The sequence below is a fragment of the Bartonella machadoae genome, assembly GCF_022559585.1.
GTDB lineage: Bacteria > Pseudomonadota > Alphaproteobacteria > Rhizobiales > Rhizobiaceae > Bartonella > Bartonella machadoae.
Genome location: NZ_CP087114.1, coordinates 528,851 through 540,222 on the forward strand (window position 1 = coordinate 528,851; position 11,372 = coordinate 540,222).

The window sequence follows — 11,372 nt, forward strand, 5'->3', positions numbered from 1 at the left end:
TATCAATTTGAGCGGGGTTTTGAGTTTTGAAACTTTGTATTTTAAAGAAAAAACACTAAAAAGACAAAAAATATTATATTTCAATATATTAAGTTTTATCAATGCTTCAAAAAACAATCTCTCTTGATAATACAACCTATTAATACGTATAATTCTCTTTAAAGAGAGCTTATGAAAGATATGAAAGGCATCATTTGAGATTGCGATATAATCTTTTAAAGGCAATGTAAAAAAATCTCATTCTATTTAAGATGGGATTTCTTAAAATCCTTAAAGCAATCCAAATAAGAGTGTCTAAAAGTGCAAGGCTTCTCTTTTTAGAGTATCGCATGGTAAATCATTCCTTTTAAGATTATAGGTAAGCAACCTAATAAGAGAGTATAGATTATGGTTATAAGATCTATACCTCTTATGAGATTGGCATGATTCATAAATCTATTCAGTTTCTCTTAATTCCAAATTTGGCAGGTTTTTAACAATCTTCATTGTTTCTAAACTTACCGTAATAACCCTTTGGAACAATTCCAATGGATAAGCAGGGTTGCCAATGGTCTCAAGTGCATAGCGATTGGCATCATTAACAATGCCACTCTTTTTATCAGTTTTTACACATTGCCGTTCCATAACCCATTCAAGAGCGGGTTTACCATTTACGATATACTCATAAGCTTCGAGAGGAATATCTGTTATCGTGATATTACTGTTATAAAAAACAGTGGTTTTATCCTTTTCCTTACTATTTTTGATTTTTGCGAATTTCATTTCTGTAACGTAATAAAATTTCTCAGGATTAGAGATCTCTGTAAGTTTTGGATTGCCTTTTTTAAAGGTCACGGGATAAGGCTCTACCGTTTCATAATTGACGTGCAAATTACCTAATTCACGACCCGCATTAACAAATGCCCAGAAATCTTCAGTGCTCTTTACGCAAGGGATGCGAGGGAGTTCTTTAGAGAGATTATCAGCATAGCGAGCACGGTAATCTTCTGAATGCAAGAGACCGTAAACATAATAGAAGATATCATCTTTCGTGATGTTCTCATGAGGATAAGCAGCTTTAAAATGTGCTAATCCCTCATCAGTAATGGCATCACGGCGTTGTAAACCAGTTGTTTTGCTTTCTTCTGTAGAATTTGTAAATAAATGAGATTGTTTCTCATTTTTACCTTTTGAAATCGCAGCATCTTCGTAAATATAGCGTGGAAAGCATTGACCTTTTTCTATTGTATCTAGATTAGGCAAATCCTTAGTCATAAGTACAGAAAAGTCTTTTTTTGCTCCTATACCCGTAAGTTGTATTACCTTATTTTCAACCGCTTTTCCTATAGGGAATATACGCGGCATTTGATAAATTGCTTCGTTAAAGGTGCGATTATAATAGAGCCACTGTTGAGTAAAAGGGCGATAAAGGCTTTGTGTGAAACATGAAATTTCAAAGTCAAAAAACTTCCTTTTTACTAACTCTTGTTTAATACTATGGCTCCAACTTATCTTCTTTTCATCGGAATTAACGAAATTGTTTACAGCATTGATATGTGTTTTACGGTCGGCATGTGGATAAGCATTATTAAAACGTTCTACCTCGTTATTATAGAAAGTAATCATATTACTCATATTTTTTGCTAGATTCCCACGGCTTGAGTTATATGCCCACGCATCACGATTGGTTACAACCCCAAGAGAAAACGTTTCAAAGAGTTTCTTATCATGTCCTTTTTTATACCCTAAGGATAGGAATGCTTTAAAACTGTCATCACGTTGCTTTATCCAATCGCCATGCTTATCTGGTGTAATAATTTTCCAACCGTGTTCACTCCGTGTAATGCCATCAATACTACCAAAAGTTTCGATTATTGTGAGTTTTTTTTCTCTTGTGAGATAATCTCCAATATTATGGAAATATATTTTACCACGCTGTTTGGATTCTGGATTTTTTACGAGAATGGAGATTGCAATAGGTGCTCGTGATCCAGAACCAAAAATCTTTCCACCTTCTTTTCGAGAAAGCTCTCCAGAGGTTCGTTGATTACCACGTAAGTGGAAAATATAAAGGCTGCTAAATTCCTCAACAAGGCATTTACGCACACCATCCATAGAATTTGCATCTATAAAACTTGCATTACTAACAAAACCAATAACACCACAGTCTTTTATACGGTCACTTGCCCAGCGAATTGCTCGTATATAGCTATCATAAAGATTGCGCAGAAGAATTGCATTCGATTGAGCAGCGTAAGTCTCACTGATATGTTTATCTAATATGGGGTAAGAGGTGTTTTTTGCGTTGTCATTTTCGCTTTTTTGACCTGTTGAATAAGGAGGATTACCAATAATCACTTCAATATTTAGATTTTTCTGAAGTTCTAAATAGGCGCTGTTTTCCTCTAGTAAGCCCTTCATCAGATCTTGCTTTTCAACCATTTGAAACGTATCGGTTAAACCAATATGTTTAAAGGGAATATAATCTCCTTTCATAAGACTATGATAAGTCGATTCAATATTAATCGCTGCTATGTAATAAGCAAGCAAGACAATCTCATTGGCATGGATATCATGACGGAACTTATATTCCATATCCTCTGGTTTAATGAGATCGGATTGCAAGAGCCTTGTGATGAAAGTACCTGTTCCCGTAAAGGGGTCAAGAATAGAGACACCTCGTGAACCAAGGCTCTTGCCAAATTCCTTCCGTAAAACATCATCAACCGAATGAATAATAAAATCCACAACCTCAACAGGGGTGTAAACAATCCCAAGCTTATCGGTGGTTCTTTTAAAAGCCTTGGCAAAAAAGCTTTCATAAAGTTTGATAATCAGATTTTGTCTTGCATGGGGTTCGGTAATCCCAGAGGCACGGAATTTGACACTGTCATAGAATTCTTTAAGCTCTTTTGACTCTTCTTCAATATTTGTCTTGTCTAATTCCTTTAAAATCTTTTCCATTGCTTGTGAGATGGCATTGTTTTGAACAAATTGATTGCCATCAAATAAAGCTTCAAACACAGGACGCGTGACAAGATGCTGCGCTAACATCTCAACAGCTTCTTCTTGCTTGATATCACTGTTTAAGTTGTTTTGTAATTCTTTGAGAAACGCATCAAACGCACGGCGTGCTTCACTTGTCTCATCAGCAAGCATATTTTGTAGGCGGTTGATATGGTTTTGCGCAATCTCAGCAACATTGCCAGCCCAATTTTCCCAATAGTCACTCATAGTAGATCTTTTGACAAGAAATGCCCTAAAAGCATTGGGAAATGCCTTATATAGAAGCAATTGTCCTTGCCCATTATGATGAGAAAGGGATTTACGGACAGTCGTAGCAAAAGAAGCATGTGCACTTTCTGTTTTCGCTTGTAAGGGCACATCATCAACAACGGTTGTCACATTTTCTATCTCCATCTTTTGAGAAACCGTGACAATATCGATAATAGAACTTACATCTTGCCCTAAGTTCATTTGATTAAGGGTTTTGCTAAAATTCTCATCATGCGAAAGCAAAGCATTGAGAACTTGCCAAACAACACTGTATTTCTTATTGTTTTTTAAAGCCAATTCGGGGGAGATCCCAGCCGGCACGCCAACCGGTAAAATGATATAACCTCTTTTCTTATTGGGAGCCCGACGCATCACACGCCCCACCGCTTGTATCACATCCACTTGGCTTTTGCGCGGGTGGAGAAACATCACCGCATCAAGAGCAGGGACATCCACACCTTCAGAGAGACAACGAACATTGGTTAAGATACGACAGGTATTTTCCCCCGCATCATCTTCCAACCAATCAAGCAATTCCGTTCGTTTCTTGGCACCATCTTTCCCATCAATATGTTGTACCTCACAGATCAGAGGGGGGGTATCTTTGTGTTCTTTATGGATTTTACGGAAAGCTCTCTTAACACCCTTGCCTTCAAAGGTATCGCGAATGCGTTGCGAGGTTTTAATATCTTTACAGAAAGCTAAAGCACGACGCATGGGGTTAGGGTCATCGCCAAGATCAACTTTCAGATCGATTTTGCTAAGAGCTTGGTAGCAGCCTAAGATCTTTGTTCTATCATCAAGAAGAAGTTCATAATTCTTATGGTTGGTAGGAATGTCCATTGTATCATGCACCATGCTCTCATCCACACCTAAGACAATAATCTTATAAGGCGTTAAGAGGTCATTCTTGACGGCATCGGAGAAACTATAAAAATAGAGCTGTTTTCCATAGATTGTCTCATTATCCATAGAAGCCAGCACGGCATCAAGTTCATCCGCACGCCTTTTTGCATTGTCACTAAAGATGCGCGGGGTTGCGGTCATGTAAAGACGTTTTTTGCCCTGAATAATGCTGTTATCATGAACCTTGATAAAATCAGATTCACTTTTATCCGTTCCCAAAGCCGCCCCCGTTGTTCTATGGGCTTCATCGCAAATGATCAGATCAAATTCAGGTAAATCATGGTTCTTTTGTGCATCAGCAATCACTTGGATTGATTGGTAAGTAGCAAAAACAACATTCATAACATGGGGAGAAACTTGATTTCCTTTCTCTCCAAGCATTTGCGCATCGGTTGTGACAGGCAAGGCAAGATCTGAAGCACTCAGTTCAGCATCATCATCATTATTGAAACGCCGCTTGCCTATTTGCTTATCCGAACACACAGCAAAGGAACGCAACGGGATTTGTGCATCCGCTGTCCATTCTCGTATTGTTTGTGACATAAGAGCAAGAGAAGGCACCAAAAACAAAACACGCTTGCCTTGACCCGCAAGAGTTTCTGCTATTTTAAGGCTCGTAAAGGTTTTACCTGTTCCACAAGCCATAATCAGCTTGCCACGGTCTGCTTCTTTTAAACCCTCACAGACAGCTTCAATGGCTTCTTTCTGATGAGTAAAAGGCAACTTTTGTTTCTTATCTTTAAGAACAATTTTCCCTTCTGTTTCAAAAATCCCCCAATCGATTGCACTGTTTTCCATATTGAAGAGATTAATGCGATAAACCGGAACCGCTTGTCCTTCAATCATGGTATTGGCGTTTTCGCTTAATTCCCCTTGCGTGCTGTCAATAAGAAGGCGATATTTAAAACGATTTTTACCTGAGATGGCGATAAAGCTTTCAATGTTTTCTTGCGTGATCTGATAATTTTTCTCATAAAATTTACATTGAATGGCGACATACTCATTGCAATCACGGATTTTTGCCACCAGATCAATATCCGTATCTTCATCGCTTCCTTTCCATCCATGCACATCAGCCACGTCTCTATAGCTTTGGACCGTTTCATATTCTTGGCATTGGAGAGGGTCTTGCGTGAGATAAGCAATTACAAACTTTTCGAAAGCCTTTTGCTTTTCTTGATCTGAGATTGATTTTTCACGATAGGATTGTAAGAGAGAGCGTAAAGAGGATTGTTTGTTATCAAAATTGATGGTTTGAGACATTATAGAGAAACTCCATACCTTATGACATTGACTCATTAACAGTGTAAGAATCACAATGGCGTTTCATAAATACATTTAGAACAAATATCGAGTACCCAATAAACCAAAATGGCGCGAAAACCTATCAATTCCCTCAAAAAAATTTAACAAGTTGCAATTATAAACAGCAAAGTAGTAAAATTTACTATTCATTTTACGGAAATAAAAACAAATTCGAACCGTGTTTTAAGAGATCAAAATAGTTATTTTGAAGTGTTTTATGATCTCAAAATATCATAATTGCTGTCAGTTCAATTTTTAGACAGATACTGACAGGTTTTATTCAATTGATATCATTAATTGTCTATATAAATCATCTTATTGGGATGTTTTTTTTCTCAAAACTTACTAACATATTGAAATATAATGTTTTTTATTTTTATCGAAAAGTTTTTTTAAAAATGAGGGGGTAAATCAACCGACAACGACTGACAAGAATATGACCTGAGTTATGACTATCCATTCAGATCATATCTTTCTCTTTTGCCAGCACTCTTTAAAATCATCTTCTGTTCATTCGCTTTATTGCCTTGCATTCTCGTTTTTTACCAAAGGATGCCATTCATAATAGGTACTCGATTTACTTGTCTGATGGGTTATGAACTTTTTGCGAATGTGGTTTGTATGGCATAAAAGCTCTAAAGCTTGTTTGACCGCTTCCTTGTCCTTTAAATGCGTCCAGCAGCGTCTGTAGATATCACGAGCAGTAAAAACCTCAGGTAAGCATTCACAGCGCTCTATAATCAAATTTGCACGCTCTTTTATCAGTATATCCGCAGCAGCATAAAGCCTTTTTACATGACTTAACAGATAGTTTTCCCAACGCAAAGCCATGGAAAGAGAAGGGAGAGTGATTTCAAAACGACCCCCTTCAACAAGTTCAAAAATCAGGGCAAGGCTTGGTATGGTTTTGTCCATTTTTGCTAAATGCGCTTGTAAGGGTTCAGAGAGATCATCTCTTCTGATCTCTTTCTGATGATTTTCCCACCACTCACTAAACATCTCTTGTGCATCGGGAGAAAAACGCATCACAATCGGGTGTTCAGGTGATCCCAAGGGTTTATCGCGAAAAGAACGAAACACCTCTTCATAGTCTTTATAGGCATCTTTTAAGGGGTCTCTATCAATCCATGTACATTTTTTTATCTTATCGGGCCATACCATCATTTGAAACCGTTGCAATAAACCATCATCTGCTTTTCCAGAAAGCATTGCCTGAATGATAGGAATAATCCGAGAAGGTTGTATTCCCCCAATAATGGAAAGGGTTGCATTGGGAATATGAATCGTTCCACGCCCAATACGGTCATAGGTATAGAGTTGATCCCCATTAAAAACTTGTAAATAAAACCCACGGTCTGTTTGATATTCCTTAAGTTCCAAGTTTGCTAAAAAACCAGAAAGTTCATCACGAACCATCAATAATCCCCGCGGGTTTTCATTGAGTAATTCCCCAAGCTTTTCGACGGTCACATCATTGACAATAAAGCGAGAGAGGCAATCATCTTTTTCATTGTCTTTAGAAAGGGTTTCCGACAAAAGAGCATTGGCAGCCTCAGAATCTCCTTTTTTAAGAGCTTTAGAAGCTTGTTTTCTCTTTTCTTTCTGATTGAGCTCCTCAAGAATTTCTTTAATTTTTGCACGTTTTTTTTGTTTTTTCCATTCTTGATACCATTCTTTTTGCAGGTGAGCGATAGGTGTTAAAGCGGCTTGCATGGCAGGTGTTTTTCGTGCAGAAGGTTGACCAATAATCATCCCCCACAGATTAGGAACAATCTTCCAATTATTACTATGTTGTTTTGGAGCGATACGAACCCCATTGCCAATCACAGCTGCTAAAGCACAGATAGCAGAGACAGCCACAAAATCGACAGGGGATTGTTGATGGTCAGCAATATCATAAATATACCTTCCCAAGACCAATGGAACTTGTGTAGCATGAAAAGGCTCGACCGGTAAAAGAGCATTGCTAATTGGTTGTATTTCACCCCAGCCCATTTGTTGCAAAGCCTGTTCATAAGGGATGGCTTGTAAACAGGGATGCTCCTTTAAAGAGACAGGGTTGTTATCGTTATCAGTATCATTTAAAGAAGTATTGCCATTGTTATTGGTTAAATCAGTTTTATTTTTGTGGTCCATAAGATATTCCTTTCAAAGGGTAAAAAATCATTAAAATCAGCTCCTTCGGGAGCTTGCATCATCAAGACATTGAAGCCTTGGCGATAAGCACGGGCAGCAAGCATCCATTGTCTTGTTAAAAGGTTCTATGGATTGCAAAGGAGCCACCACCCTCAACAAGAGCAACCAACGCGGGGATGGTTTTGCCAGAGGGATGGGGGCTTTGCTATGAAAGCGTAAACTAGGGGGGCAAGTTACAAGTGATCCCACGCTTGCGTAAATAAAGCTCTGCTAAGGTCTCTTTAATTGGTTGACTTTGCTTCCAAATCTTTTGAGCTCTCTCTGCTTTCTGTTTTGCCTTGTTATCTTCACAACAAAACTGTTTTGAGAGAGAAAACCTATAATCATAAGTTTTATCAAAACATGTTTGTGTATTGATAAGACCAATGCTCTTAAGAGCTTGTAAGATCTCTCTAAAAGAGCAGCCGGCATAACAATAAAGCAAGAGACGCCCATCATTTCCATTAGCAAGAGCTAAACTAGGCACTTGATCATCATGGGCAGGGCAACGAGCTAGTCCATAAGCACCATGCCAGACACCCCGCAAGGCATTTGTAATGCCCCGAGCATTTATAAAATCATACATTTTTCTCATCCTTAGACGTTGCGTCACAGGACGGTTTTTGCTATTTTCAATTTACGATAATTTGAGAAAGCCTTGTCCGTCCTTACGTGACAAGGTTTTTTTATGCCACATCACTGAGATGTTGACGTTGCGTTTTGGCTTTTTCAATCACATTCAACAGATCCGATTTTAACCAACGCGATAAAGAACCAAACTTTAAGGGCTTTGGTAAAGCTCCATTGGTGACATGGCGACGGAATGTTGAAACGCTTATATGCAATAATTTTGCACTTTCACGGTCTGTAAGAAGAACATCATTTTCAGTCATAACTAAATCCTTTCAATCTAAAAAGAGTAACAAATCATAAGTATTTATTAACCATATTTTATTGAGATTTGAAAGTAAGTTTAATCATAAAAAACAGTACTTTATGATGTATTTTCTCATTTGATAATTTATGAGTCTTATTGAAACGGAATGAGAGAACGAAGAGAGAAAGTTATCCACAGATAATGGAGTAAAAATGGGGTACAAGACCCCATCTTTTAAGATTTGCTCGTGACATAAGCCGCCCATTTATCCATATAAACACGGCGCTGCTCTAAATAGTCAGTACGACGATAAGCACGTTCTACTTTACCCCCGACGGTATGACTTAGAATGGTTTCAGCTACCTCAAAAGGGGCATCTGTTTTTTCTGCTAACCAATCGCGTAAACTAGACCGAAAACCATGAGGGCAGGCATCAAGACCAGTTTTTTGCATGTAGAGTGACATGCAATTTTTTGCAAGAGGACCACGACCGGTTGTAGAAAAAAAGAAATCATTGCGAGAAAGCAAGTGTGCTTGTTTCAAAATTTCTAATGCCTCTGATGATAAAGGCACGCGAAATTCTGTTGTAGCATCACGCCTTCCTTTCATATTCTCAGCAGGGATGGTCCATATATCACCATCAACTTGATCTTTATGGATATGACGCAAAGGATAGGTACGAACGCCTGTAAGGATAAGCAAACGCAAAGCCAAATGTGTCATGGTTGTTGTGTTGCAGAGTGTTTTATAAAAAGCCGGTATATCTTTCCAATCCATAGCCGGTACGTTTTGCGTTTTATGGCGTTGTTTGCCTAAGAGGGCGCGTGCTTTTTCTGTTGCTTGTAAATCAACATCTAATCCCATTGCAGCAGCATGTTTAAAACAAAGATTGAGACGCATCAGTGCTATATTAGCTGTCCCAGCTTTTGTATGCCAGATGGGAGCAAGTGTATTGCGTATATCAGTTTGTGTAATCTCTGAAACCGGCAGACAACCTAATTTAGGGAGAATATGGAGTTTTAAAGGTGAAAACCACTCACCATTTTTACCATCTCCTTTTAATTCTGCTTTACGACTTTCAAAAGCATCCAAAGCAATATCTTTTAAATAATGGAGATTACGCATTGCCTCACGTTTTTGTTTGTCACGTTCTTTAATGGGGTCACGCCCCTCATGCAAAACAGAACGCCACCCAGTTGCCAATTCACGAGCTTTTTTTAAAGAGACATTTCTTAAAGCACCCAATCCCATTTCACGACGGCGCCCGTGGATGGTATATCGGTAAATCCATTGAGCACCCCCATCTTTACGCTTATGAAGTAACAAGCCGGCACCATCATTATATTTGCCAGCCCCCAATGTTGCGACAGCCCTTGCATTAAGACGATTCATTAAAGGCATTTTTACTCCTTTCTAAATGGTTTTTTATCCACACGTTAATCCCACTTGTGACGTGCAAGGGGATGATTTTGATTGATTCAGCATAAGCAGGTTTGAGATGAGAGAATCTTAGAATATTCGGGGGTCTCATTCAACATGCAAAACAGTGAATTATTATTATAAATCAATGTCTTATTGATGCAAATTGGGATCTTCTAGAAGACAGTTGTGGACAACCAATTCCCCAATTGCATCCTTTAACTGATGAGGAGAATGATCCTTTACAGAAAGGCTCTGATGGCAGGGTTCATGTCTTTTCCAATGAGATTTTTACATCGCCCGAAGAGCTTGCTGTTTATACGGTTCAACATGCCAACAATCAAACTGATCGACTTTATTTTGTTGACTTTCCTCAAGCAGACTCAACCATATTAGAGCTGCTGGTCGCAGGGTATCAAAAGCTTTTAGAAAATAATTTTTTGGGTTTGACCAATTCAACACAAGAAGCACAGGATCTGCTGTATAGACACGGCAGTGGGGTGGAACTTTACGCTCATAGTCGCTGTGCTATGACAATTTATAACACGTTGAGTTCTTTAAAACGTCAAGGTGTGCAAGATAGAGCAGGAAACACCAAGATAAATCTTTATGCCCCAGCATCCAATGCCGCAGCTACAGCTGGTCTGTTAGCATATGTGAGTGGAGACAAACAAACCACAGTCAGTTTTTATGGGCATAAAGATGATTTTGTGAACATGGACCAGTGGTCATGACGATAGCTTACAAGACAGTGCCTATTGGCAGCAATGATTGGAAAGAAATGTGGAAAATATTTACAGATTCTTATACCGTCCATACGTGTTTTGTAAATGCGGGTACAAGGTGCTGTGCCCATTTTATTTAGTGCAAATCCCTTAAAGGAGGAAAAAATGAAGAAAATTTTAAAATTATTAAGCGGTATAGTGCTCTTAAGCACAACAGGATGTATTAACCAACCACCCCCATCAACTTTAGCATTATGGGAAAAGCCTGGTGCTAGTCAGCCTGCGATCCAAAAAGCACTTTCACAATGTGGTTGGAAACCAGTTTATGCTTCTCCTGATAATATGGATGGGCGTGTGAGTGAATTTGCCTCAGTTTATGAGTGCATGAAAAAAGCAGGTTATCGGTACAAATTGCAAGATTCAAAAGGGATTTATTTTACACAACCTCCAAAAAGTGACTCGTTTCTAACCAATCTCATGATAGCTGGATATCAGCAGTTTTTTGATAATGATACCTTTGGTGTGACCAATGCAACTGAACAGGAGCGTGCTTTGATGAAAAAACTTGAAAATGAGAAGAGAAGCAAACAAACAAAGCACCCCTTAAAAAGAAATCATCAACATCGATAGGCTCATCCTTAAAAGGTAATGAGATAAAAAACACGAATGGAAAAAGGAGGACGAAGTCATAATCGTCCCTCTTATCTTTT

The 11,372-nt window shown here is 38.5% G+C and carries 7 protein-coding genes and 1 pseudogene; 2 read left to right on the forward strand and 6 right to left on the reverse strand.

All coding sequences use genetic code 11. The annotated features are described in order from the left end of the window. Positions 1 to 435: 435 nt before the first annotated feature. The 6 genes and pseudogenes from LNM86_RS02555 to LNM86_RS02575 form a co-directional block, all read right to left on the reverse strand. Positions 436 to 5,424 carry a DEAD/DEAH box helicase gene (locus LNM86_RS02555; protein ID WP_241438312.1) on the reverse strand — a complete coding sequence of 1,663 codons (4,989 nt, stop codon included), beginning with the start codon at positions 5,422 to 5,424 and terminating at the stop codon, positions 436 to 438. 561 nt (positions 5,425 to 5,985) lie between these two features. Then, positions 5,986 to 7,602, reverse strand: a complete 1,617-nt coding sequence (locus LNM86_RS02560; protein ID WP_241438313.1) for a YfjI family protein — start codon at positions 7,600 to 7,602, stop codon at positions 5,986 to 5,988. Beyond that, on the reverse strand, positions 7,575 to 7,706 hold the full coding sequence (locus tag LNM86_RS12930; protein WP_372712435.1) for a hypothetical protein: 132 nt from the start codon (positions 7,704 to 7,706) through the stop codon (positions 7,575 to 7,577). The genes LNM86_RS02560 and LNM86_RS12930 overlap by 28 nt, the downstream gene beginning before the upstream one ends. A gap of 14 nt (positions 7,707 to 7,720) precedes the next feature. Continuing rightward, a pseudogene (locus LNM86_RS02565) lies at positions 7,721 to 8,236 on the reverse strand (DUF7146 domain-containing protein); the annotation flags it as partial. Positions 8,237 to 8,327: 91 nt separating this feature from the next. Continuing rightward, on the reverse strand, positions 8,328 to 8,534 hold the full coding sequence (locus LNM86_RS02570) for a helix-turn-helix transcriptional regulator (RefSeq protein WP_241437301.1): 207 nt from the start codon (positions 8,532 to 8,534) through the stop codon (positions 8,328 to 8,330). A 218-nt stretch (positions 8,535 to 8,752) separates the two neighbouring features. Then, positions 8,753 to 9,919 carry a tyrosine-type recombinase/integrase gene (locus LNM86_RS02575; RefSeq protein ID WP_241438314.1) on the reverse strand — a complete coding sequence of 389 codons (1,167 nt, stop codon included), beginning with the start codon at positions 9,917 to 9,919 and terminating at the stop codon, positions 8,753 to 8,755. 227 nt (positions 9,920 to 10,146) lie between these two features. Between LNM86_RS02575 and LNM86_RS02580 the strand changes: the two genes are divergently transcribed. Together LNM86_RS02580 and LNM86_RS02585 are read left to right on the forward strand one after the other, a co-directional pair. Continuing rightward, positions 10,147 to 10,671 (forward strand): hypothetical protein, encoded by a 525-nt coding sequence (locus tag LNM86_RS02580; RefSeq protein ID WP_241438315.1) that lies wholly within the window; start codon positions 10,147 to 10,149, stop codon positions 10,669 to 10,671. 156 nt (positions 10,672 to 10,827) lie between these two features. After that, positions 10,828 to 11,292, forward strand: coding sequence for a hypothetical protein (locus LNM86_RS02585; RefSeq protein WP_241438316.1), 465 nt, complete (start codon positions 10,828 to 10,830; stop codon positions 11,290 to 11,292). Positions 11,293 to 11,372: the final 80 nt, after the last annotated feature.